This is a genomic window from Streptomyces sp. KM273126, from assembly GCF_004337435.2.
In the GTDB taxonomy this organism is placed as follows: domain Bacteria; phylum Actinomycetota; class Actinomycetes; order Streptomycetales; family Streptomycetaceae; genus Streptomyces; species Streptomyces acidicola.
Map to the genome: position 1 here is coordinate 1419904 of NZ_SJXB02000002.1, position 23642 is coordinate 1443545.

Consider the following 23642-nt stretch of genomic DNA (forward strand, 5'->3'; position numbering starts at 1 on the left):
GGCTCAGGCCATCTTGATCGAGTCGCCGTCGACGGTGATCTCCATGGCGGGCAGGGGCTTGGTCGCCGGGCCGCTCTTCACGCTGCCGTCGGTGATCGAGAAGTTGCTGTTGTGACAGGGGCAGTTGATGACGCCGTCCTTGATGCTCTTCACGGCACAGCCCTGGTGGGTGCACGTCGCCGAGAATGCCTTGAACTCGCCCGCCGTCGGCTGCGTGACCACCATCTTCTGGTCGGCGAAGACCATGCCGCCGCCCTCCGGGATGTCGGAGGTCTTCGCCACCTCCGTGCCGCCCGAGCCCGCGTCGCCGCCGCTCGTGCCACCGCTGCTCGCGTTGCCGCCCTGCTCGGTGCCGGCGGCGCTGGAGTTCGAGGAGGCGGACGAGGAGTCGTCTTCCGATCCGCACGCGGTCAGCGCGACGGCGAGCCCCGTCGCGCCGGCTGCTGCGATCACGGCGCGGCGGGCCGGTTTCGATGCGGGCTGGTGCGGTGCGCTGGTCATGCTGGGGTTCCCTTCCATGGAGGTGTGCATCTGCCGACAGGTACGGTCGGCAGAGATCGCCTGTTCAGACGATGCCGAAATCTTCGCCCGTATGCGATGAGACATGGGTAAAGCGGAGCTGTCGGTTCGCTGTCGGGGGGCGCGCACCGGCGCCCGGGCCGTCTCCGGCATCCGTCCCTGCCTCAGTAACCTGGGGCGATGCTCAAAGAAGTCACCGCGACCCGGTACATCACGCCGCTCCGTGAGGGCGGGTCGCTGCCGGGACTGGTCGAGGCCGCGACCTCGGCACCTATGTACTCCGCAAGAAGTGCCGTCGTCACGGGCAGCGGTACCACGTGACGCTGGTCAGCGACCCCACCGCCGCTTTTCTCCCCGCGATGCTGTACGCCGCCCATGAACGGAACGGGCCCACCTGCACCAGGCCATTCTCACCACGGACCGGCTCGTCGAGGGCTTCGCGGCCCAGGTGTTCTGTCCACGGAGGCTGGTGACACAGCTCTCGGCTGAGAGATCTTGAAATGGGTGAGGGGTCTTCTGGCAGTGATCCTGCGGCAGTCTCGGGTGGCGACTGGTGCGCTTGTTGAGCGGATGGTGCGGCAAGACCGGTGAGAGCTCTTCCAGCGGGTGGGTTCCTCCGGCTCCGGAACGTCAGCAGGGCGGCGGCCGGCGTCGGCGAGGCGAGACGAGGCGAGCCGCGCCGCGGTAGCGGCGGCATGGGCACGCGAGCGGGTTCGCGAGCTTTCCTTGGAGGCAGTCGGCCAGGGTGCGTTAGGGTCGGGGGCGAAAGAATTCCCGTATCCGCCCACGGGGCGCCGGCCGACGGGCAGGGCGGAGGAAGCGTGACGCCAGAGAGCGGCCGTCGGTCGCCGACGGCTTCCGGTCTGCGCGCGGCGGAGATCCGGACCGCCGCCCTCGCCCTCTTCGCCGAGCGCGGGTACGCGGCCACCACGATGGCCGACATCGGCGCGGCGGTGGGGATGCGAGGCCCGAGCCTGTACAAGCACGTGAGTTCCAAGCAGGAACTGCTCGCGCAGATCATGACGGGCACGATGGAGGACCTGCTGCGTTCGCATCGCAACGCGGTGACGGGCTGCGAGGACACCGTGGAGCGGCTGCGCCGGGCCGCCGAGGCCCACGTCCGCTTCCACGCCCGCAACCGCCTGGAGGCATTCGTGGGCACCGGGGAGATCCGAAGTCTGGAGGAGCCCCACCGGGCGCACGTACTGCGGCTGCGGGCGGACTACGAGCACGCCTTCCGGAACCTGCTCACCGAGGGCGTGGAGGCCGGCCGGTTCCGGATCACCTCGGTGAAGCTCACCTCCTACGCGATCCTGGACCTCGGGATGGGCGTGTCGGTCTGGTACAGGGAGAACGGGGACCTGGCGGAAGACCAGGTCGTCTACCAGTACGGCGATTTCGCCCTGCAACTGGCCGGCGTGCGCTGAGTCCGGGTGTGGACCCGTCGCCCGGCCGCTCGTCCCTGTCAGGCGCCAGACCGCTGAGAGCGACGTCGTGGTCTTTTACATGAACTCGACTCGGCTCCGGTAGTCAGTCGCGAGTACGCCCCCTCCTTCCTGATGCGAAACCGGGCCCGGGCCAGCCTTCTTGCCTCGGTGAATCGTTAGATTCCCGCTGTCCGCCAACGCATGGCTGCACGAGGCTAGCTGTACTGAGTTCAGTTCGAGTAGCCTCCCCGCACATCGGCAGGGGTCGGCCCGTGCCGCAGGAAGGAGAGCCGGATCATGAGTGCGACTGAGCGGTCCGCCGCGCCAGGGGCGGAGGACTCGTCGCTCGATCCGCGGTCGGTACGTCGTGCGATGCTCGCCGGCAGTATCGGCACCCTGATCGAGTACTACGACTTCAGTGTCTACGGCTATCTCGCCGTGGCGATCGCCCCGCAGTTCTTTCCCAGCGACGATCCGGCGGCCTCCGTGCTGGCGGCGCTCCTGGTCTTCGCCACCGGACTCGTGGTGCGTCCGATCGGTGGCGTCTTCTTCGGGTGGCTGGGCGACCGGTGGGGCCGGCGCAAGGCTCTGGTCTCATCGGTGCTGGCCATGGGGGTGGCCAGCAGCATCACGGGGCTGCTTCCGACCTACGGCCAGATCGGTGTGACGGCGACGGTGCTGCTCTTCCTCGTCCGCGTGGTGCAGGGCATCTCCTCCGGCGGCGAGTCGGTCGGCGCCTACACCTACATCTACGAGTCGGCGCCGCCGAAACGCAGGGCGTTCCTCGGCGCCGTCACTCCCATCGGGTCCAACCTCGGGTTCATGTTCGCGGCCGCCACGGCCGGGACGATCTCCGCGCTCACCACCGAGGAACAGATGGCCGACTGGGGCTGGAGGCTGCCTTTCCTGCTGGCCATTCCGCTCACCCTGGTCTGCCTCTGGGCCCGGCTGCGCATCGAGGACACTCCGGAGTTCCAGAAGGCCGCGGAACAGGCCGACATCCCCACGGCTCCGATCCGCGAGACCCTGTCCACGCACCGTACGGCGCTGCTGCAGTCCATCGGTCTGGCGATGGCGCAGGGCGGGGCCATCTTCCTCGGCCTGACGTACCTCGGCATCTACCTGACCACCGATCTCGGATACGACTCCACACACGTGTTCTGGCTGAGCGCGGGCGTCGTCTTCGTCACGGTCCTGCTCATGGTGCCGGCGGGCTGGCTGTCCGCACGGTTCGGCTGCCGTCGCGTTCTGCTGGCCGGGCTGATCGGATTCCTGGTGACCGCCTACCCGGCGATGATGCTGATGGGCCGCCACAGCCTGGTCCTGGCGGGACTGGCCTACCTGCTGTACATGCTGAGCAGCGCCGTCGTGCAGGTTCCGGCCGCAAGTCTGTGGCCGCACCTGTTCGACCGTCGGGTCCGCTACACCGGCATGGCCATCGGGTACAACATCGGCACCGTGCTCGCGGGCGGAACGGCACCTTACATCGCCGCCTACCTGGTTCAGCGGACCGGCAACCTGCTCTCCCCGGCGTGGTTCGTCATGACGGTCTGCCTGATCGGTATCGGCACCCTGTTCACCGTGCGAAAGGACGTGTAGCGGCGTCGGCCACCGCAACGCTCCAGGCCGGTCTTCCCGATCATGCCGGGCCCCGCGCGCCCATGTGCCAGGGAAGGCCGGCCTGCTGTGTGCGAGGGCCCACGGCACCCGTCCGGGCCCTGGACGGATGCCGGCCGGCGGAGCAGATCAGTGCGCCGGGGCCTGCTCGTGACCGATCACGCCGATGGTCTGGCCGCCGTCGATGAGGAACTCGCCCCCGGTGGTGAAGGAGGCGTCGTCACTGGCCAGGAAGAGCACCATGCGAGTGACCTCCTCGGGCTCCCCCATGCGCGGTACCGGCTGGTGGGCGAACAGGTCGGGTGAAGCGCTCTCGCCCATGGGCGTCCGGATGACCCCCGGGTGTACGGAGTTGACACGTACCCCGCTGCCCGCCATGTCCAGCGCCGCGGCTTTCGTCATGCCGCGCACGCCCCATTTGCTCGCGACATAGCCGACTCCGCCGGCGAAGCCCACGAGGCCGGCCGCCGACGACACGTTGACGACCGCTCCCCGGCCGCGGTCGCGCATGCCCGGGAGGACGGTGTGCATGCCGAGGAAGGACCCCACCAGGTTGACGTCGAGGATCCGCCGGAAGTGCTCCGGAGACTGCTCCTCGACACCGCCGAAGTGAACGATCCCCGCGTTGTTGACCAGGACGTCCACGGGACCGAGGGCCTCCTCGGCGGTGTGCAGGGCATGCTGCCACGAGTCCTCACGGGTGACGTCGAGGTGGACGTATCGGGCGCCGGGCACTTCTTCCGCCAGGGCCTTTCCCTCGGTGTCCAGTACGTCGCCGATCAGGACCCGGGCGCCTTCTGCGGCCAGGCCGCGGGCATGGGAGGCTCCCATGCCCCGGGCCCCGCCGGTGACGATCGCGACCTTTCCCTGGAAGCGCATGACGAACTTCCTTTCTGCAGTGGGTGATCCGGCAACGGGAGCGGTGCATGGGGACGTGCCCCGGGGCTGGTCTCAGTCGGGCACGAGCACTGCCCGCCCTCGGACCCGGCCCCCTCGGAGCCGGTCGAACGCCTCCTGTGCGGCGGACAGCGGGAACGGTTCCGTTTCCACATGGATCGCGCCGGAGCGCGCGAGCGAGATGACGTCCGCGAGCTCGGGGCGAGTGCCCCAGAAGGGCAGGGAGAGCCTCAGACCCGGCGGGAGGGCACCGGGCTTGCGGACCGTCAGATGGCCGCCGCCGCTGCCCACCACCGCCAGCTCGCCTCCTGGGCGCAGCACGCCGGTGGCGAGCGTCAGCGACGTGCTGCTGCCCACGAAGTCGAGCACGGCGTCCGCCCCGGAGCCCGCCGTCCGTGCCGTGAGCACCCGGGCCGTGTCGTCCCGCAGCAGCGTGCCGAACTCCGCTCCGCAGCGGTGCGCGAGGGCCAGGGCCTCCTCCCGGACGTCAACCGCGAACACGCGGCCCGCGGTCGTCGCACGGAGGATCTGGATCGCCAGGTGACCGAGCCCGCCCACTCCGATGACGACGGCGGTGGTGCCCTCACCGAGCGCGGGCCGCATCCCGGCCACGGCGTGGTACGACGTCAGGCCCGCATCGGACAGGGGGGCCGCCTGTCCGGCGGCGAGATCCCCTGTCGGCGCCAGATGGCGCGCGGACGGGACAAGCACGTACTCGGCCATTCCGCCGTCACGGCCCAGACCCGCCCCGTGCCAGGCGAGGGACTCCCGCCGGTCACAGTAATTGGCCCTGCCCGAAGCACAGCGACCGCAGGAGTCGCAGCCCCACGGTCCGTACACCACCACGCGGTCACCGGCCGCCAGGCCGTCGGTGTCGAGGCCGTCCGCATCCGGGCCGTCGGCGTCGGGGCCGAGTGCCTCGACGATCCCGGCGATCTCGTGGCCGAGGGTGAACGGAAGCCGGTACGGGAGCACTCCGGGAGCCGCGTCGACGACATGCAGATCGGAATGGCACAGCCCGGTGGCTTCGACGCGCACCAGCACCTCGGCGCCGCGGGGTACCGGCCGCTCGACCTCGCACCATGCCGGTGGCTCTCCCCATGCCGTCAGCCTCAGCGCCCTCATCTCCACCGCCCAGGTCATGTCCGTACCCGACTGCGGCAGGATAACAGAGCTGAAGTTGATTCAGGATGCTGTGGTGACGATGCGCGGAGCCGCCGTCAGCTGCCCGTCGATGCAAGTTTCCCGGGCTTCCTGGGATTGAAAGGGCGCGCTCCGGTCTTGTCCGGTCAGCGGCCGCTGTCTACGGTTTGAATTGACTTCGATTCTAGATAGTGGTTGATCATTCTTCGCCGCACGAACCCGATGGAGTCCCCATGCCCCCCGGTCGCCCCGAGATCGACCCCCAGTTGCTCTTCGAAACCGATGAACAGCGGCAACTGCGCACCGTCCTGAGGGACTTCTACAGCGAGGTGAGCGGCCCCGAGGAGGTCCGCAAGCATCTGGCCACCCCGCGCGGACACGCCGAAGCGCTGTGGGCGCGGCTCGCGGGCGAGATCGGGGTCCACGGGCTGGCGATACCCGAGGAGTACGGCGGGGCGGGTTTCACGTTCGTCGAACTGGCGGTCGCCCTTGAGGAAGCCGGACGCGCACTGTACTGCGCGCCGCTGCTGCCCACGGTGGTCCTCGCCGCTCACGCCCTGCTGTACAGCGGTGACCGCACGTCCTGCGAGCGTTACCTGCCCCGGATCGCGGAGGGTGCGCTCACCGCGACCGTGGCCGCGTTCGACGAGGGCGAACCGCAGGTCACCGCCGAGCAGGAGGGCCGGAGCTGGGTGCTGCGCGGCCGGGCGGACTTCGTGCTCGACGGCGCCGGTGCGGAGCTGGTCCTGGTGCGGGCGCGGACGCCCGGTGGTATCGGGCTGTTCGCCTGCGAGCCGGCCGAGGACAGCTGCCGCCGTACACCGCGCCGCGTTCTGGACGAGACGCGCCGCCAAGCGGTGTTGGAGTTCAGAGGCGCGCCGGCCACCGCCGTGGGCCCGGGGGAGCGCACCGAGGACACGGTCGCCGCGACCCTCGACGCCGGGCGGGCCGCACTCGCGGCCGAGCAGGTCGGCGGCAGCGGCCACGCGCTCGACGCCACCGTTGAGTTCGTCGCGCAGCGCCACCAGTTCGGACGCCCCATCGGATCCTTCCAGGCCGTCAAGCACCGGCTGGCCGACGTGCTGGTGGCACAGGAGGCGGCGCGTTCGGCGGCCGCGTACGCGACGGCCTGCGTGGCTGCCGCGTCGCCGCAGCTGCCGGTCGCCGCCGGCGCCGCCGCCGTGGTCTGCTCCGAGACCTTCCGCCTCGCGACGGCCGAGTACGTCCAGTTGCACGGGGGGATCGGCTTCACCTGGGAGCACCCGGCGCATCTGTACGTGCGGCGGGCGCGCGGCAGTGAGGTCCTCTTCGGCACCGCGGACCGGAACCGGGCGCGGCTCGCCGGACTCATCGGCCTCGGCGGTGAGCCCGCGGCCTGAGGAGACCCGGGCTCCGGCGGGGCGTGCCGGTCGGGCACCGTGCCGCCGTGCTGCGCCCGCGCACCGCGCCCGGGCGTCCGGGCGTCCGGGCGCCCCGGCGCGGGCGCACCGCGGAAACGGGCCGGCGCCGGTGTTCCGGCGACCGGCCCGTCCGTGTCGGGCGGGGCGGGGTGTGTCAGGTGCCGTGTCAGGCGTCGTAGACGTAGAACCCCTGCCCGCTCTTGCGGCCCAGGCGGCCGGCGGCGACCATGCGCCGCAGCAGCGGGGGAGCGGCGTACAGCGGCTCCTTGTGTTCCTCGTACAGCGACTCGGCGACAGCCTGTGCCGTGTCGAGGCCGATCAGGTCCAGCAGCCGCAGCGGACCCATCGGATGGGCGCAACCGAGCTCCATACCGCTGTCGATGTCCTCCGCACTCGCCGTTGCGGACTCGACCATGCGGATCGCGGCGAGCAGATACGGCACCAGCAGTGCGTTGACGACGAAACCGGAGCGGTCGGGTGCCTGGACGGCCACCTTGCCGAGGTTCTCGGTGGCGAAACCGCGGGTCCGGGCCACGGTGTCGGCGCTCGTGGTGAGGGCGGGGACCACCTCCACCAGCTTCTGCACCGGTACGGGGTTGAAGAAGTGCAGGCCCACGACGCGGGAGGGCCGGCCGGTGGTGACGGCGAGGTCGACGACGGGGATGGAGGAGGTGTTGGTGGCGAGGACGGCGTCCGGGTCGGCCACCGCCTTGTCGAGCCGGCGGAAAACCTCCGACTTGATCTCCCGGTTCTCCGCGACGGCCTCGATGACGAACTGCCGGTCGGCCAGGTCGCCCAGGTCGTGGGTGAAGGAGAGCCGGGTCAGCGCCTGTTCGCGTTCGGTCTCGGTGAGCTTGCCGCGCCTCAGACCGCGGTCCAGGGAGGCGGTGACGCGGTCGCGCCCGGCGGCGGCCAGCTCGGGTGTCGACTCGGCGACGACGACGTCGAGGCCGCGCAGTGCGGCGACCTCCGCGATGCCGGAGCCCATGAGGCCGCAGCCCACGACGCCGAGACGGGAGATGTCGGACATGAATGTCCCTTCCTCGCGAGAAGTGGGGTTGCCGGTGTGGTGCTCGGTGAGGCAAGCCCCTCCGGGTCCCTGTCCGAATGAGTATGTGAAGCAAGTTCGGTTTGATCAACCCGCTTGAGGGCGAAAGCGGCTTGGGTTTCGCCCTGTGCTCCGCCCCTTCGGGGCTTGATTCTGCCGCAAGGGGTTGACAGTGGATCAAGGGCGACTCAGACTCGTAGTGAATTCAGTTCAGGTCCAGAGTCGGGAGGCCGGAGATGGCAGTGGAAGACGAGATCCAGTTCGAACGCGATGGTCACGTCGCCCGGGTCTGGCTCAACCGTCCCTGGAAGAAGAACTGCGTCACCGTCCCGATCCTGGACCGACTCGACGAGATCATCACGGAGGTCGACGAGGACCCCGAGCTGCGGGTCCTGGTGGTCCGCGGCCGTGGCGGCACGTTCTGCTCGGGCTTCGACCTCGACAGCCTGAAGGCGGACTACGTCGGCAAGTCCAACGCCATCGACGTGGCGGTGAAGTCGGCCAAGGTGTGCGACCGCCTCTACTCGATGAAGACCCCCTCGGTCGCGGTCCTGGAGGGACACGTCACCGCCGGCGGCTTCGAGATCATGATCTCGTGCGACTTCGCCATCGCCGCGGACGACGCCAGGATCGGCGACTTCCACATCCGCCGCGCGCTGTTCGGCGGGGCCGGCCCGATCTACCGGGTGCCGCGCATGATCGGCATCCGCAAGACGAAGGAGCTGATGCTCACCGGCAAGCTGCTCTCCGGCGTCGAGGCCGCCGAATTCGGTCTGATCAACAAGTCCGCCCCGGCCGACAAGCTGGACGAGACCGTCCAGGACTTCATCGGCGACCTCGTCGACAAGAGCCCCTTCACGATGTGGCTCACGAAGATGACGATCGACCGCAGCCTGGACGCGGACACCCAGTCCCTGATGGTGATGGAGCATCTCGCCGTCGGTGTGGCCCTCAACTCCGAGGACGCCAACGAAGGCGTGTCGGCGTTCCTGGAGAAGCGTGAGCCCAAGTGGCGGGGGCGCTGATCCGGATGGTCACGGACCGGCGGAGCCCGAGCGGGGGCCTGGAAGGCTCGCGCTGCTCCGGCTGCTCGGTGACGGTGTACCCCGCGGACGAGGCGTGCCCGCGCTGCGGCGGCCCGGCCGAGCCGGCAGGCCTGAGCGGCAGGGGCACGCTGTGGACCTGGACGGTACAGCGGTACGCCCCCAAGTCGCCGCCCTACCGGGCGCCGGCCGGCGGCTTCGCGCCGTTCGCGCTCGGCTACGTCGAGCTGGCCGAAGGCGTGCGGGTGGCTGCCGTGCTGGAGGTCGACGACCTGGACGACATCCGTATCGGCATGCCCCTCACGGTGACCGGGGGCCGCGGGGTGCCCCGGGCCAGGGCCCTGGACCCGGGTGAGGAGGGCTCATGAGCACCGAGGTGCTGATCTGCGGTGCCGGGCGCACCCCGTTCGGCCGGACGGAGGCGAGCGGCCGACAGCTGGCCGTCGCCGCGGTGAACGCCGCGTTGGCGGACGCGGGGATCGAGTGGTCACGCGTCCGGGCCGCGTTCGGCGGCAGTGACAGTGCCGGGCTTGCCGACACCCTGGTGGCCCGACTCGGCCTGACGGGGCTGCCGTTCGTCAACGTCAAGAACGGCTGCGCCACCGGGGGCAGCGCTCTGGTCTCCGCGGTGAACGCCATCCGCTCCGGCATGGCGGATGTCGTCCTCGCCGTCGGATTCGACAAGCACCCACGGGGCGCCTTCGACCCCAGGCCCGAGGACTGGGGGCTGGCAGCGGAGTACGGCAGCGACGGCCTCATGGTGACCACCCAGTTCTTCGGCATGAAGATCCAGCGCTATATGCATGACCACGGGATCACCCCGCGCACCCTCGCGATGGTCGCCGAGAAGGCGTACCGCAACGGGGCCCTGACCCCCGAGGCGTGGCGGCGTGAGCCGGTCACCGCCGAGGACATCCTCGACTCCGGCATGGTCAGTGACCCGCTGACCCGCTTCATGTTCTGCTCGCCCGGAGCGGGCGCCGCCGCGCTCGTCCTCTGCTCGCCCGAGGCCGCTCGCCGTCTGGACGCCCGGCCGATCGCCCTGCGGTCGGCGGTGGTGCGCAGCCGGCGGTTCGGTTCGTTCGAGGTGTTCAGCCCGTGGATACCCGCCGGCGAGCTGACCAGTGTCAGCAGTGACGCCTCGGCCGCGGCCTTCGAGGAGGCGGGGATCGGCCCCGGTGACGTCGACGTCTGCCAGCTCCAGGACACCGAGAGCGGCGCCGAGGTCATGCACATGGCCGAATGCGGATTCTGCGAGGACGGCGAACAGGAGAAGCTGATCGCCACCGGTGCCACCGGGATCGGAGGCGTACTGCCGGTCAACACCGACGGCGGCTGCATCGCCAACGGCGAGCCCATCGGCGCCTCGGGGCTGCGTCAGGTCTACGAGGTCGTCCAGCAACTGCGCGGCCGGGCCGGCGACCGTCAGGTCCCGGGCGGGCCCAGGGTCGGCTTCACCCACGTGTACGGCGCCCCGGGCGTCAGCGCCTGCACGGTGCTCTCCCTCTGAACGACCCGCGAACCTTCTGAACGACCCGCGAAACGTCCGTCGAACGTCCTGCCGAGCTGAGATGGAGGAAGAGTTGAGCGGCACACCGGAAACGGAGGACTTCCGCGCCGAGGCCCGGCAGTGGCTCGCCACGGTCGCCCGGCCGCGGGCCGCCGACGGGGAGTGGGGCAGCGGCTCCGACTCCGTCGCCGTGTTCGAGAACTGGAGCGAACGGCAGGAGCGCGAGCACACCGCCGGGACCCAGGAATGGGAACGGACCCGCTACGACCAGGGGTGGGGTGCGCTCACCTGGCCCGCCGAGTACGGAGGGCGCGGCCTGCCCGCGCACTACGAGCAGCTCTACCGCTCGGAGGAGGCGGCCTTCGACGTCCCCCAGCGCACCGAGATCTTCCCTGTGACGCAGCAGCTCGTCGCCCCGGCGATCGGCATCTGGGGCACCGAGGAGCAGAAGCGGCGCTGGCTGCGGCCCATGCTGCGCGCGGACGAACTGGCCTGCCAGCTCTTCTCCGAGACCGAGGCCGGTTCCGACCTGGCCGCCGTGCGGACGAAAGCCGTACGCGAGGGCGACACCTGGGTGCTGAGCGGTCACAAGGTGTGGACCTCCGGCGCCCGGGTCGCGACCTGGGGCGTCGCCGTCTGCCGCACCGACCCTGACGTGCGCAAGCACGCGGGCATCACCGTCTTCCTCGTCCGCATGGACGCGCCGGGCGTGACCGTGCGGCCGATCCGTCAGATGACCGGAGGGTCCAGCTTCAACGAGGTCTACCTCGACGGCGTGGTGGTGCCCGACACCGACCGGCTCGGACCGGTGGGGGAGGGCTGGCGGGTCACCCTCAGCGTGCTCGCCGCCGAGCGGCTCGACTCCGGGAGCCTCGGCCTGGACAACGCCGACCGGGCGCTGGAACTCGCCCGGCACCTGGACCGCCCCCTCACCGGCAGCGAACGGCAGCGGGCCGCCGATCTGCACATCCGCACCCTCGTCCAGCGCCTCATCGGGCTGAGGGTGACGGCGGCCCTCGTCGCCGGCCGGGAGCCCGGCGCTGAAGCCTCGGTCGGCAAGCTCTACGCCACCGGGACCATGCGCCGCACCAGCGATCTGGTGTCCGAACTGCTGGGGCCGTGCCTCGTCGCGGACACGGGGGAGTGGGGCACGTACGCCTGGACCGAGCACCTGCTCGGCGCACCTGGCTACAGCATCGCGGGCGGTACCGACGAGATCCAGCACAACATCCTCGCCGAGCGCGTCCTCGGCCTGCCGAAGGAGCCCGTCCGATGAACACGGCGACCCGGGTACCGGACCTGGCCGTACGGGTCCGGGACCGTCTCGCCCAGCGCCATCCGGGAGCGTCCATAGGGGAGCTGCGGACCCTGCCGGGCGGCCACTCGGGTCTGACGTACTCGGTGACCGCCGGTGACTCCCGGTACGTCGTGAAGGCGGTCCCCGAGGGACAGCGGCCCGTGGGCCGCAACGACGTGCTGCGCCAGGCGCGGGTACTGACGGCACTCGCCGGATCGGACGTACCGGTACCGGGCGTGGCATGCGTCGACAGGACCCAGCCGGCCTGGTTCGCCATGGACTTCGCCGAGGGTGAGGCCGTCGAACCCGTACTCGACGATCAGGAGGTGCCGGCCGCGACGGCGCGTACGCGGATGCTGGAGATCGCGCGCGTACTGCGGCGGCTGCACGCGACCGATGTCCACAGCCCCGGGCTGGACCCGCCCGAACCGCTGGACGCGACGGGTGAGCTGGCGCGATGGAGCCGCACGATGCACGCCGTGCCCGAGGAACTGCGGCCGGGCGGTGAGGAGTTGCTGCGACGGCTGGCCGACGACGTACCGGGCGGCATGGCGTCGGTCCTGCTGCATGGTGACTTCCGGCTCGGCAATGTGCTGTGCGTCGGCGAGCGTGCCGCGGCCGTCGTCGACTGGGAGATCTGGAGCGTCGGCGACCCGCGGATCGACCTCGGCTGGTTCCTGCTCTTCGCCGACCACCGCAACTTCCCCCGGCTGGGACACCCCGTGCCCGGCCTGCCCACTGAGGCCGAACTGCTGGACGCCTACCTCGACGGGCGACCGGCGCTGCCCGCCATGGACTGGTTCAGGGCGCTGGGCCGCATGAAGATGGCCGCGATCATGGGCCACAACCTGCGCCGGCACCGCGAGGGCAAGCACCACGACCCGCACCAGGAGCGGCTGCCCCCCACCATCGCCGCGATGATCCGCACGGCCCGCGACATCCTCGGCGGGCCCTGACCGGCCCGGGGCCGTGGCACTCGGCCCACTTGCCACGGCATGGCCACGGCACGGGGACACCACCCGATCCGCACGTGAAGACAGGAGCAACCGTGGATTTCGCATACTCGCCGCGGGCGGGAGAACTCGCCGACCGCATGCGGGCGTTCATGGAGCAGCACGTCCTCCCGGCGGAAGCCGTGTACGACCGGCAGCTGGCCGAGGCCGACGACCCGCACGCCCTGCCCCCGGTGATGGCCGAGCTGAAGGAGAAGGCGCGCGCCGAAGGCCTGTGGAACCTCTTCATGGCACACGGCGACTGGGGCGCGGGACTGACCAACCTCGAGTACGCGCCGCTCGCCGAGCTGGCGGGCCGCTCCGTCATCGGCCCCGAGGTGTTCAACTGCTCCGCGCCCGACACCGGGAACATGGAACTGCTGGCGCTCTACGGCACCCGCGAGCAGCAGGAGCGCTGGCTGCGGCCCCTCCTGGACGCCGAGATCCGCTCCTGTTTCGCCATGACCGAGCCCGAGGTCGCCAGTTCCGACGCACGCAACATCCGCACGCGCATCACCCGCGACGGCGACAGCTACGTCGTCAACGGCCGCAAGTGGTACACCTCCGGGATCCTCGACCCCGACTGCGAACTGATCATCCTGATGGGCAAGACGGACCCGGAGGCGCCGGCCTACCGGCAGCAGAGCATGGTGCTCATCCCGCGTGACACCCCGGGCGTGCGGGTCCTGCGGGACCTTCCCATGTTCGGCTACACCGACCGGCTCGGGCACGGCGACGTGCTCTTCGACAACGTCCGCGTACCGGCGGAGAACATCCTCGGCGGGGAGGGGCAGGGCTTCGCGCTCGCCCAGGGGCGGCTCGGCCCCGGCCGTATGCACTACGCGATGCGCGCCGTCGGCTTCGCGGAACGCGCCCTTCAGCTGATGTGCGAACGCGTCACCGAACGCATGGCCTTCGGCGGGCCGCTCGCCGACCGGGGAGTGGTGCGCGAATGGGTCGCCCGCAGCCGCATCGAGATCGAGCAGGTGCGCCTCCTCGTCCTGAAGTCGGCCTGGCTGATGGACACCGTCGGCAACGTCGCCGCCCGCATGGAGGTCGCCGCGATCAAGGTGGCCGCGCTGGAGGTCGCCCACAAGGTGGTCGACCGCGCCGTCCAGGCACACGGTGCGGCAGGCGTCAGCGACGACACCGTACTGGCCCGGCTGTACGCCATCACGCGGGCGCTGCGCATCGCCGACGGCCCCGACGAGGTCCATCTGCGGACGGTGGCCCGCCAGGAACTCGCCAAGTACCGGAAGTCCGGGAGCGAAAAGGGCGAAAAGACCGACATGAAGGCAGGGGAAGCATGAGCACCGACACCCTGGCGGGCCGGGTCGCCGTCATCACCGGCGGATCCCGCGGCATCGGCCTCGGCATCGCCACCGCCTACCGGGCCGCGGGCGCCCATGTGGTGATCGCCGCCCGGAAGGCGGCGGGACTCGACGAGGCGCGCGAGGAACTGTCGCGCGTCAAGGGCGACGGCGACATCCACACGGTCGTCGCCAACGCCGGCGAACCCGAACAGGCCCAGGCCTGCGTCGACGGGACCATGACCCGGTTCGGCCGTGTCGACATCCTCGTCAACAACGCGGCGACCAACCCCTACCACGGCGACCTGCTCGATCTGGACCTGCCCCGCGCGGAGAAGACCGTCCGCGTCAACCAGTACGGCATGGTCGCCTGGACCCGCTGCGTCTGGCAGGCATGGATGGCCCAGCACGGCGGAACGGTGGTCAACATCGCCTCCGTCGGCGGCCTGATCGTCGACCCGCACATCGGCTACTACAACGCCACCAAGGCCGCCATGCTGCACATGACACGGCAGCTCGCCTACGAACTCGGGCCTCGGGTCCGTGTCAACGCCATCGCCCCCGGGCTGATCAAGACGGAGCTGGCACGGGCGGTGTGGGAGGTACGCGAAACCGTCCTCACCGCCAGGCTGCCGCTGCGGCGCCTCGGCACGGTGGAGGACGTGGCGAACGCGGCGCTGTTCCTGGCCTCCGACGCCTCCTCATGGATGACCGGACAGACGCTGGTGCTCGACGGCGGCGCGACCGCCCTGCCGATCGGGGTGGACGAATGAGCGCCCCGCGACCCGCCTCCGAACTGTTCTCGCTGCACGGCAGGACGGCGATCGTCACCGGCGCCTCGGCGGGGCTCGGCGCGCGCTTCGCCGCCGTCCTCGCCGGCGCCGGCGCCACCGTGTTCGCCGCCGCCCGCCGCACCGTCCGCCTGAAGGAACTCGCCGACTCCGACGCGCGCATCCACCCCGTCGCCTGCGACGTCTCCCTGGAGGCCGACCGCGTGAGACTCGTGGACACGGCGCTGAGCGCCACCGGCCGTATCGACGTCCTGGTCAACAACGCGGCCACTTCCGGCGAGACGCTCGCCGAGCACGAGTCCCCGGATTCCTTCGCCGGCGTTCTCGGGGTGAACCTCACCGCGCCGTTCCATCTGGCCCGGCTCACCGTCGAGGCCCCGGCCCCCGCCTGCCCGCCGCCCGCGGGCAGGAGCATCATCAACGTCTCGTCCATCCTCGGCCTGGTCACCGCCGCGCCCCTCGGCGGGGCGAGTTACTCGGCGTCCAAGGCGGGTCTGATCGGTCTGACCCGTGAGCTGGCCGGACAGTGGGGCCGCGGCGGAACACGCGTCAACGCCCTGGCTCCAGGGTGGTTCCGCACGGAGATGACCGCGGACCTCTTCGCCGACGGCCGCTCCAGCCGCTGGGTCGAGCGCAACACGCTGCTGTGCCGCGGCGGCCATGACCACGAACTCGACGGCGCGCTGCTCTTCCTGGCCTCGGACGCCTCCTCGTACTGCACCGGACAGGTGCTGACCGTCGACGGCGGATGGACCGCGCGATGAGTGTCCGCACCGAGATCCGCGACGACGGCCTGGCCCATGTCTCCCTGTGCCGGGGCGCGGCGGGCAACGCCATCGACCTGGAGACGGCGCGTGCGCTGCTGGACGCGGCACGGGAGTGTGAGCGGCAGGACGTGCGGGCCGTCATGCTGACCGGTGAGGGACGGTCGTTCTGCGTGGGAGGCGACCTGCGGGAGTTCTCCACGCTCTCGGGTGAGGCTCTGCAGCAACACCTCCTCGCGGTCACCGACGCGCTGCACGAGGCCCTGCGCACGTTCGCCGCCATCGACGCACCCATGGTGGCCGCCGTGCAGGGCGCGGTGGCCGGGGCGGGCATCGGCCTGGCCGCGGCGGCCGATGTGACGCTCGCTGCCGACGACGCGTCGTTCACCGCCGCGTACACCGGCATCGGCTACTCGCCGGACGCCGGAGTGAGCTGGTTCCTGCCTCGTCTCGTCGGCCCCAAGAGGGCCCTGGACCTGCTGCTGACCAACCGCCGGGTACCGGCGGCGGAGGCGGCGGCCATCGGACTGGTGAGCCGGGTCGTCGCCGCCGGGCGACTGGCCGAGGAGGCCGCGCGCACGGCCGAGGCCCTGCGCCGGGGACCCACCGCCGCGTTCGGCGCCACGCGCAGGCTCGTAGCCTCCGGGCTCACCGTCGATCTGGGTCCGCATCTGGACCAGGAGGCCCGCGCCCTCGCCGCCGCGGCGGTCTCCGACACGGGCCGCGAAGGCGTCGCCGCCTTCCTCGCCAAACGGAGGCCCGAATTCCTGCCCCTGCCGCCCAGTCCGTGACCAGTCCCTGACCCGGCCCTGACCCGTACGACGCGGGGGTGACCCGCAGGCCCGGCCCACCGGCCCGTACGCCTCAGTTCCGCCCCCTCCCCCGAACTCATGGAGCCCACCGTGTCGGAAGCATTCATCGTCGGAGCCCTCCGCACCCCCGTCGGCCGGCGTAAAGGCGCGCTCAGCGGCGTGCACCCGGCCGACCTGGGCGCGCATGTGCTGCGCGCGCTGCTGGAGCGGACCGGCGTCGACCCGGGCGCGGTCGACGACGTGTACTTCGGCTGCGTCAGCCAGATCGGCGCACAGACCGGGAACATCGCCCGCACGGCGTGGCTGTCGGCGGGGCTGCCGCAGCACGTCCCCGGCACCACCATCGACCGCCAGTGCGGCTCCTCCCAGCAGGCCGTCCATTTCGCCGCCCAAGCCGTCGGATCGGGTGCCGCCGACCTGGTGGTGGCCGGTGGTGTGGAGGTCATGAGCCTGGTGCCCATCGCCAGTCCGATGACCGTCGGCGAACAGGCGGGCATGGGTTCCCCCTACGCGGGTGACGGCTGGCGCGAGCACTTCGGCGACCAGGAGGTCTCGCAGTTCCGGGGAGCCGAGCTGATCGCAGAGAAGTGGGGCGTCTCCCGCGCGGACATGGAGAGGTTCGCCCTCACCAGTCATCAGCGTGCCCTCGCAGCCGCGGCCGGGGGCGTCTTCGACGACGAGATCGTCCCGTCCTTCGGACTCACCGCGGACGAGGGCCCGCGCGCCGACACCACCCTGGAGAAGATGGCGGACCTGAAAACCCTGACGGAGGACGGTCGGCTGACCGCTGCCGTTTCCAGCCAGATTTCCGACGGTGCCGCCGCCCTGCTGGTCGCCTCCGCCGAGGCGGTACGCCGCCACGGTCTGGTCCCGCTGGCCCGCGTGCACACCATGGCCGTGGTCGGCTCCGACCCGATCCACATGCTGACCGGTCCGATCCCCGCCACGGAGAAAGTGCTGGACAGGGCCGGGCTGGCGATCGACGACATCGACCTGGTCGAGATCAACGAGGCCTTCGCCTCCGTCGTCCTCGCCTGGCAGAAGGAGACCGGTGCCGACCCGGAGCGGGTGAACGCCTTCGGAGGCGCCATCGCCCTGGGGCATCCGCTCGGCGCCACGGGCGCCCGGCTCATGACCACGCTCGTGCACCAGCTGAGCAGGACCGGAGGGCGTTACGGCCTGCAGACGATGTGCGAGGGCGGCGGAATGGCCAACGCGACCGTGGTCGAGCGTGTGTGACCGGGCCGCCCGGCCGAGCCGATTGGCAACCGAGTTCAGCTTGGGTCTACTCTCCGGTACGGAACAGGACAGGTGACAGCCGGGAGACCAGCTCATGGCGACAAGGATCGTTGAACCCGAAGCGGGACCGAGGTCCAAGCGCGCGGCCATCCTCACGGCCGCCGTCGACTGCTTCGGTGAGACAGGTTTCGAAGCCACCAAGTGGTCCACCGTGGCGGAGCGGGTCGGTATCGGCCAGACCGCGCTGTACCACTACTTCGAGTCCAAGACGCACTGCCTGCTCACCATCATGAGGCTGGAACTCCAGCGCTCCCACGACAAGTTCACGGAGGCGACCGAGAGCGTCGCGGACCCGGTGGAGGCGCTGCGCGCGGCGGTCCGGGGGGCCTACGACGTCTCCGACCACGAGGTGCTGCAGATGCGCATTCTGCAGAGCCACATGGACCTGCTCGCCGGCCCCCGGAAGTCCAAGCGCGAGGAGGCCGAGCGGGTGGCGGCCCGCCGCCTCGTCCAGCTGGTCGAACGGGACTGGACGCACCTCCTGGTGCGCGGCATGTCCCAGGGTGCTTTCCCGCTGCGGGACGCGCAGTTGCTCGGCGCGGGCGTGCTCGGTCTCATCGTCAGCGTCTGGCGGTGGTACCGCCCCTCGGGGCCGACACCGCTGTCGGAGATCAGCGAGCTGATCGAGGGCGCCTGTGTGCGGATGGTCGCCATGTGACGCACCGGCGGCGGCCCCTGTGTCCGCCGCGCCTCCGGGCCTCCGGCGGCGCGTGTCCCGGCCCCCTGACGGTTTGCCGTCGGGGGGCTTCTCTTTGCCCGTGGTCCGGCACATGCTGCCGGTGCGTGATCGGCGCGATCGGTCGGTGAAGGGATATTGCCAGGCGTGTTTCACCCGGATTACCATCCAAACTGAATTGAACTTGGCTCAGGTTGATCTGAGGCGCGTTGATCCGGGCCGCATTGATCCGGGACGCGCTGGTCCGAGACGCATCGGTTCGAGACGCATCGGTTCGAGGCGTGCGGCTCCGAGGCGCGTTGAGCGGCCGTCGTCCGAAAGGGCTCAATCATGACGTTGCTCGCATATTTTGCCAGCATGGACAGTCCACATCCGGAGCGGACAGTGGATCTGCTCGAACCCGGCTTCCGCTTCCTGCTGGCTCTGCCGGGCAAGGAGGTCACGGGGAAATCGAGGGACGACTTCGCCGCGTACATCGCCCGGCGCAACCCGGTGCGGCGGGCTCACAAGATCCTGCGGCACAGCCGTGACGGTGATCTCGAAACCGTGTACGGGATCGTGACGGAGGACGGGCGGTACACCGGATCCTTCCTCTCGGCCGCGGTGACCGCGCCGAGCGGGCTCCTGGCGCGGTACCAGTCCTTCTTCACCACGGACTTCGAACTGGTCGACCGGAACACCGACCGGAACACCGACAGGAGCCGGACGTGACCGACACCCCCACCGCGGCGCCCTTCCTCACCGCGTGGTTCGAGATCCTCGACGGCGACGAGCCGTCCAGGATCCTCGATCTGATCAGCGACGACTTCTCGCTCTCCATCCTCTTCTCCGCCGGCGACGGCAACGCCACCGACTTCGCCGGGGACCGCGCCGCCCTGGTCGGCTACCTCGAACAGCGCGAGAAGGGCACCCGCACCCACCATCTGTTGTCGGCGACCACCCTCGGCAAGGACGAACTCTTCCTCGGGGAGGTCCGTCGCTCAGGTGTCCCCGAGGCCAGCTTCGTCGCAGCGGGGCGGGTGAACGACGAAGGACGGCTCCAGCGTCTGCTCATCGGTCGCTCGTCACAGGTCCGCTTCGACTGACCCCCACGGAAGGCAGCCATGTACAACCTCGTCCTGCTCGCCGCCCGGCCCCCGGAATGGACGCACGAGCGGTTCATCGACTGGTGGCGCGACGATCACGCGGAGCTGACCCGCCGCCTGCCGGGACTGCGTGCCTGGCGGCACACCGAGATCGACGCCGCTCTGGAACGGCGCTCGGAAGGCTGGGACGGAATCTCCGTGCTCAGCTTCGACTCCCCGGAGGACCTGAGGAAGGCCCTCGCGAGCCCCGAGTGGGCGGACGCTGTCGCCCAGGTCGGCGACATGAGGGGCCGCCGCATCGCGGTCATGGGCCGTGAGGCGGAGATGTTCGCAGCCTGAGGCCGGGGGCGGGGCCGTCGGAGCCGAACGGGGGTCCGGCGGCGAAGGACGGACGAGGCGCACCGCGCCCCGGCGCAGCGAGCACGACCGGCCACGGAAGGCATGACCGGCCACGAAAAGCACGACCGGCCACGGAAGGCATGACCGGGCACGAAAAGCACGACAGCGTTCGGCAGACGGAGTTCGGCACAGCACAGCGAGGGACGGGATGCGACAGGTAGTGCGGGAGTTCCAGCAGAAGGCGGACGACGCCGACTTCGTTGCCGTCATCGACGACACCGGACCCCATACGGCGCGGGAACTGCTCACCGAGGCGGGCCGGCTGGCCGAGACGCTGTCCGCCGGCGCGGCCGACGGAGCGGGCTGTACCGTCATGGTCCAGGCGGACAACTCATGGCGCACCGTCGCCGCCACCCTCGCCGTGGGTCTGACCGGCGGGGTCCTGGCGGTGGTCAACCGGCACACCACGCAAGCCGAGTTCACGGCGGCGTGGGAGGACATCCGGCCGGACGCCGTCGTCGCCGAGCCCTCCGCGATGGACGACTGGTCGGTGCCCGGGCTGCTGCCGGGCCAGGCGGCCACGGTACTCGGCGGCTTCAGCTGCCTCACCGCAGCCCGGCGGCGTGATACGTCGCGCTGGTCGGGCGGTGTCCTGATCGGCCTCACCTCGGGTTCGACCGGTCGGCCCAAGGGCGTCGTACAGTCCGAGCAGGCACTGCGCTACGCCGCCACGAGCACCATCACGGTCAACGGGCTGGCGCCCGGCGACGCGGTCGCCGCGATCGTTCCGCTGTCGTCGACGGCCGCGTACTGCTTCGGCGTCTACCTGTCCCTGCTCCTGCGCGGCCCCCTGGTGCTGACGGCGAAGTGGGATCGTGCCGTCGCCCTGCGGCGGATGGCCGACACCGGCGTCCGCTGGACGATGTGCGTCCCCACGATGGCGCTGCAGATGGGCAGCGAAGCGGCCGGCTCCGGGGTCCTGGGCTCGGTCGCCTCGATCACCGTCGGCGGCGGTCCCATGGACCGCGGGGCCCTGGCCCGCGCCGAACGTTCCCTGGGAACGAAGATCCTCCGCGTCTTCGGCATGTCCGAGTGCCTCGGCCACACGTCGCCGAGCCCCGAGGACCCCGAGGAGATCCGGCTCGGCAGGGACGGCCGGCCCTTTCCCGGTACGGACCTGCGCGCGGTCACCCCCGAAGGCCGAGCCGCCGGAACCGGTGTGTCCGGCCCGGCGCAGGTACGCGGACCGTCCCTCTTCCTCGGTTACGCCCGTGACGGGCGGGTCGATCCGCCGGCGCTGACCGAGGACGGCTACTTCGCCACCGGCGATCTGCTGATGACCCATGAGGACGGCACCGTCACCGTGATGGGCCGGGAGAAGGACGTCATCATCCGCGGTGGCCGCAACATCGACATCACCGAGATAGAACGCGCCGTCGCCCGCTACCCGCGCCTGGCCAGGGCCTGTGTCGTCGCGGTCCCCGACGAGGTGCTCGGCGAACGCGTGGCGCTGCTCGTCGTCACGGAGGACGGCGGCGACATCGACCTCGCCGAGATCACGGGCCATCTGGAAAGTACCGGGCTGTCCAAGACCAAGTGGCCGGAATTCGTCTACGGGGTGGAGGAGTTGCCGCAGACCAAGGTCGGCAAGCTCGACCGGGGTACGGCCCGCGAACTTGCTCGCCGGTTGCGTACGGCGGCAGGGGGAGGACGATGACACAGCGGTTCGACCAGGGTCCATGGGCCGAGCCCGGAGTCCGGACCGTACAGTCCGGGGTGCACCGCGTCCCGTTGCCGCTGCCCAACGACGGTCTGCACGCCGTCAATGTCTATCTGCTGGAGAACCTGGCGGAGGACGGCCTCGTCATGATCGACGGAGGATGGGCGATACCCGAGGCGCGCAAGGCGCTCGAGGAGGCACTCGCGGCCATCGGCCACGACCTCGGCGACATCAGCCACATCCTGATCACCCACATCCACCGCGACCACTACACCAACGCCGTCGAACTCCGTCGTCTGCTGGGCTCCCGCGTCTATCTCGGCGCCGGCGAACGTCCGGGCCTGGAGATGCTCGGCCGGTTGCGCAGCGACGAACCCGCCGGCTCACTGGACACGCTGCGCAGAGCCGGCGCGGCAGAACTCGCCGAGCGCATCCGGCGGATGGACCACGGCGGCTACGACCCGAGAGTCTGGGAGGCACCCGACCGCTGGCTCCGCGCCGAAACCCTGAGCTTCGGCAGCCGTGAGCTCAAGGTCGTCCCGACCCCGGGACACACCAAGGGGCATGTGGTCTTTCTGGACGAGCAGCGAGGACTGCTGTTCTCCGGTGACCACGTTCTGCCGCACATCACCCCGTCCATCGGCTTCGAGCTCGCCGAGCCCGGCGGCCGTCCGCTCGCGGACTACCTGGACTCGCTGCGGCTCATGACCCGGTACGCCGACGCCAGGCTGCTCCCGGCGCACGGGCCGGTCGCCGACAGCGCCCACACCCGGGTCGCCGAATTGCTCGCCCACCATGACGACCGGCTGGCCAAGAGCCTGTCGGCACTGGGCGAGGGCACAGCCGACGCCCACACCGTGGCACGCCAACTGGGCTGGACCCGCCGAAACGTGCCGTTCGGCGAGCTCAGCGCCTTCAACCAGATGCTCGCGATCAACGAGACAGCGGCGCATCTGGACGTCCTCGTGCTGCGCGGGCAGGTCACCACGGCGTCCGTGAACGGGGTGGACCAGTACACGCGTGTACGGTGACAGCGCCTGACACCGCGACGAACAGAGACCGGGACCTTCCGCACAGGACCTCTTGCGGGGTCTTCCGCACAGGGCTTTCCACATGGGGCTTTCCACACGTGGGGGCGGGAGCGGCATGTGCTCCCGCCCCGCCCCTTCTCGTCCGGCTCAGCGTGCCGTCCAGCCCCCGTCCACATACAGCTCGGAGCCGGTGACGAAGGTCGCGTCGGGGGAGGCGAGAAAAGCCACCGCCCCGGCGACCTCGTCGGGTCGGCCCAGCCGCCCCATGGGCGTGCCCTCCACCATCGCCGTGTGGCGGGGCGTGCCCTGCCACAGTTCGCGTGACCGCGGCGTCTCGATGAAGCCGGGGTGAACCGAGTTGACCCGTACACCGCGCGTGGCCCAGTGCAGTGCCGCGTTCTTCGTCATCAGCCGCACCGCGCCCTTCGCGGCGTGGTACGAGAACTGGCTGCCGAAGCCGCCGACCGTACCGAAGATGGAAGCGACGTTGACGATCGAGCCGCCACCGGAGCGCTCGATCGCGGGCCCCGAGTGCTTCATGCCGAGCCAGACACCGGTCTGGGTCACCGCGATGACCGTGTCCCAGGTCTCCTTGGTCTCCGTCTCCACGTCCCGCAGCCGGGCGATGCCCGCGTTGTTGACGAGCACGGTCAGGCCACCGAACTCCGCGGTCACGCGCTCGACCACGGCATGCCACGCCTGCTCGTCGGCGACGTCCAGCGCGAGACCGAGGGCGCTCGCTCCGGCCTCCGTCAGTTCCTTCGCCAGCGCCTCGCAGCGGTCGGCGTCCAGGTCGGTCACCACCACCGTCGCGCCCTCGGCGGACAGCCGACGCGAGACGGCGTCTCCGATGCCGCCGGTCGCGCCTGTGATCAGAGCGATCTGTCCTGACAGTCGGTCACCCACGGGTTCCCCTTCACTC

General features: G+C 70.7%; 25 protein-coding genes. 20 read left to right on the forward strand and 5 right to left on the reverse strand.

Annotated features, from left to right (window positions below; all coding sequences use genetic code 11):
• Nucleotides 1-3: 3 nt before the first annotated feature.
• Nucleotides 4-501 carry a Rieske (2Fe-2S) protein gene (locus E0500_RS36830; RefSeq protein WP_131565144.1) on the reverse strand — a complete coding sequence of 166 codons (498 nt, stop codon included), beginning with the start codon at nucleotides 499-501 and terminating at the stop codon, nucleotides 4-6.
• Nucleotides 502-699: 198 nt separating this feature from the next.
• Between E0500_RS36830 and E0500_RS36835 the strand changes: the two genes are divergently transcribed.
• The 3 genes from E0500_RS36835 (at nucleotide 700) to E0500_RS36845 (ending at nucleotide 3545) form a co-directional block, all read left to right on the forward strand.
• Entirely contained in the window at nucleotides 700-840 is a 141-nt protein-coding gene (locus E0500_RS36835) for a hypothetical protein (protein WP_165935046.1), read from the forward strand.
• A 500-nt stretch (nucleotides 841-1340) separates the two neighbouring features.
• Nucleotides 1341-1946 carry a TetR/AcrR family transcriptional regulator gene (locus E0500_RS36840; RefSeq protein ID WP_131565146.1) on the forward strand — a complete coding sequence of 202 codons (606 nt, stop codon included), beginning with the start codon at nucleotides 1341-1343 and terminating at the stop codon, nucleotides 1944-1946.
• A 297-nt stretch (nucleotides 1947-2243) separates the two neighbouring features.
• Nucleotides 2244-3545 (forward strand): MFS transporter, encoded by a 1302-nt coding sequence (locus E0500_RS36845; protein ID WP_131565148.1) that lies wholly within the window; start codon nucleotides 2244-2246, stop codon nucleotides 3543-3545.
• Between the two features lie 147 nt (nucleotides 3546-3692).
• Here the strand turns inward: E0500_RS36845 and E0500_RS36850 are convergent, their stop codons facing one another.
• Nucleotides 3693-4442 (reverse strand): SDR family oxidoreductase, encoded by a 750-nt coding sequence (locus tag E0500_RS36850; protein WP_131565151.1) that lies wholly within the window; start codon nucleotides 4440-4442, stop codon nucleotides 3693-3695.
• Between the two features lie 72 nt (nucleotides 4443-4514).
• Nucleotides 4515-5585: an NAD(P)-dependent alcohol dehydrogenase gene (locus E0500_RS36855; RefSeq protein ID WP_131565212.1), complete on the reverse strand. Its 1071-nt coding sequence runs from the start codon at nucleotides 5583-5585 to the stop codon at nucleotides 4515-4517.
• Nucleotides 5586-5836: 251 nt separating this feature from the next.
• Between E0500_RS36855 and E0500_RS36860 the strand changes: the two genes are divergently transcribed.
• The gene (locus E0500_RS36860) at nucleotides 5837-6982 is read left to right on the forward strand and encodes an acyl-CoA dehydrogenase family protein (protein ID WP_131565153.1); all 1146 of its coding nucleotides are present in this window, start codon (nucleotides 5837-5839) and stop codon (nucleotides 6980-6982) included.
• Nucleotides 6983-7169: 187 nt separating this feature from the next.
• Here E0500_RS36860 and E0500_RS36865 read toward each other — a convergent pair whose 3' ends face one another.
• The gene (locus E0500_RS36865; protein WP_131565155.1) at nucleotides 7170-8033 is read right to left on the reverse strand and encodes a 3-hydroxybutyryl-CoA dehydrogenase; all 864 of its coding nucleotides are present in this window, start codon (nucleotides 8031-8033) and stop codon (nucleotides 7170-7172) included.
• A 254-nt stretch (nucleotides 8034-8287) separates the two neighbouring features.
• On the opposite strand from E0500_RS36865, the gene E0500_RS36870 reads away from it, so the two are divergent.
• The 16 genes from E0500_RS36870 (at nucleotide 8288) to E0500_RS36945 (ending at nucleotide 22720) form a co-directional block, all read left to right on the forward strand.
• Nucleotides 8288-9076 carry an enoyl-CoA hydratase/isomerase family protein gene (locus E0500_RS36870; RefSeq protein ID WP_131565157.1) on the forward strand — a complete coding sequence of 263 codons (789 nt, stop codon included), beginning with the start codon at nucleotides 8288-8290 and terminating at the stop codon, nucleotides 9074-9076.
• The gene (locus E0500_RS36875) at nucleotides 9061-9462 is read left to right on the forward strand and encodes a Zn-ribbon domain-containing OB-fold protein (RefSeq protein WP_399120654.1); all 402 of its coding nucleotides are present in this window, start codon (nucleotides 9061-9063) and stop codon (nucleotides 9460-9462) included. Before E0500_RS36870 ends, E0500_RS36875 begins: the two co-directional genes overlap by 16 nt.
• Nucleotides 9459-10604 (forward strand): thiolase family protein, encoded by a 1146-nt coding sequence (locus tag E0500_RS36880; RefSeq protein WP_131565159.1) that lies wholly within the window; start codon nucleotides 9459-9461, stop codon nucleotides 10602-10604. Before E0500_RS36875 ends, E0500_RS36880 begins: the two co-directional genes overlap by 4 nt.
• 61 nt (nucleotides 10605-10665) lie before the next feature.
• Nucleotides 10666-11880 (forward strand): acyl-CoA dehydrogenase family protein, encoded by a 1215-nt coding sequence (locus E0500_RS36885; protein ID WP_181587355.1) that lies wholly within the window; start codon nucleotides 10666-10668, stop codon nucleotides 11878-11880.
• Nucleotides 11877-12857: a phosphotransferase family protein gene (locus E0500_RS36890; RefSeq protein WP_131565163.1), complete on the forward strand. Its 981-nt coding sequence runs from the start codon at nucleotides 11877-11879 to the stop codon at nucleotides 12855-12857. The genes E0500_RS36885 and E0500_RS36890 overlap by 4 nt, the downstream gene beginning before the upstream one ends.
• A 92-nt stretch (nucleotides 12858-12949) precedes the next feature.
• Entirely contained in the window at nucleotides 12950-14203 is a 1254-nt protein-coding gene (locus E0500_RS36895; protein WP_131565165.1) for an acyl-CoA dehydrogenase family protein, read from the forward strand.
• On the forward strand, nucleotides 14200-14976 hold the full coding sequence (locus tag E0500_RS36900) for an SDR family oxidoreductase (protein WP_131565167.1): 777 nt from the start codon (nucleotides 14200-14202) through the stop codon (nucleotides 14974-14976). Before E0500_RS36895 ends, E0500_RS36900 begins: the two co-directional genes overlap by 4 nt.
• Nucleotides 14973-15758, forward strand: a complete 786-nt coding sequence (locus E0500_RS36905; protein ID WP_131565169.1) for an SDR family NAD(P)-dependent oxidoreductase — start codon at nucleotides 14973-14975, stop codon at nucleotides 15756-15758. Before E0500_RS36900 ends, E0500_RS36905 begins: the two co-directional genes overlap by 4 nt.
• Nucleotides 15755-16549 (forward strand): enoyl-CoA hydratase/isomerase family protein, encoded by a 795-nt coding sequence (locus E0500_RS36910; RefSeq protein ID WP_258573744.1) that lies wholly within the window; start codon nucleotides 15755-15757, stop codon nucleotides 16547-16549. The genes E0500_RS36905 and E0500_RS36910 overlap by 4 nt, the downstream gene beginning before the upstream one ends.
• Nucleotides 16550-16660: 111 nt before the next feature.
• Nucleotides 16661-17809 (forward strand): acetyl-CoA C-acetyltransferase, encoded by a 1149-nt coding sequence (locus tag E0500_RS36915; protein ID WP_131565173.1) that lies wholly within the window; start codon nucleotides 16661-16663, stop codon nucleotides 17807-17809.
• Between the two features lie 94 nt (nucleotides 17810-17903).
• A complete protein-coding gene (locus E0500_RS36920) occupies nucleotides 17904-18527 on the forward strand; it encodes a TetR/AcrR family transcriptional regulator (RefSeq protein ID WP_131565175.1) in 624 nt (207 codons plus the stop codon).
• Nucleotides 18528-18902: 375 nt separating this feature from the next.
• Nucleotides 18903-19256 carry a nuclear transport factor 2 family protein gene (locus tag E0500_RS36925; protein WP_309505279.1) on the forward strand — a complete coding sequence of 118 codons (354 nt, stop codon included), beginning with the start codon at nucleotides 18903-18905 and terminating at the stop codon, nucleotides 19254-19256.
• Nucleotides 19253-19630, forward strand: coding sequence for a hypothetical protein (locus tag E0500_RS36930; RefSeq protein ID WP_131565179.1), 378 nt, complete (start codon nucleotides 19253-19255; stop codon nucleotides 19628-19630). Before E0500_RS36925 ends, E0500_RS36930 begins: the two co-directional genes overlap by 4 nt.
• 18 nt (nucleotides 19631-19648) lie before the next feature.
• Nucleotides 19649-19969 (forward strand): EthD family reductase, encoded by a 321-nt coding sequence (locus tag E0500_RS36935; protein WP_131565181.1) that lies wholly within the window; start codon nucleotides 19649-19651, stop codon nucleotides 19967-19969.
• Nucleotides 19970-20177: 208 nt separating this feature from the next.
• A complete protein-coding gene (locus tag E0500_RS36940) occupies nucleotides 20178-21686 on the forward strand; it encodes a class I adenylate-forming enzyme family protein (RefSeq protein ID WP_131565183.1) in 1509 nt (502 codons plus the stop codon).
• A complete protein-coding gene (locus tag E0500_RS36945; protein WP_131565185.1) occupies nucleotides 21683-22720 on the forward strand; it encodes an MBL fold metallo-hydrolase in 1038 nt (345 codons plus the stop codon). Before E0500_RS36940 ends, E0500_RS36945 begins: the two co-directional genes overlap by 4 nt.
• A 147-nt stretch (nucleotides 22721-22867) precedes the next feature.
• Here the strand turns inward: E0500_RS36945 and E0500_RS36950 are convergent, their stop codons facing one another.
• Nucleotides 22868-23626, reverse strand: coding sequence for an SDR family NAD(P)-dependent oxidoreductase (locus E0500_RS36950; RefSeq protein WP_131565187.1), 759 nt, complete (start codon nucleotides 23624-23626; stop codon nucleotides 22868-22870).
• Between the last annotated feature and the right edge of the window lie 16 nt (nucleotides 23627-23642).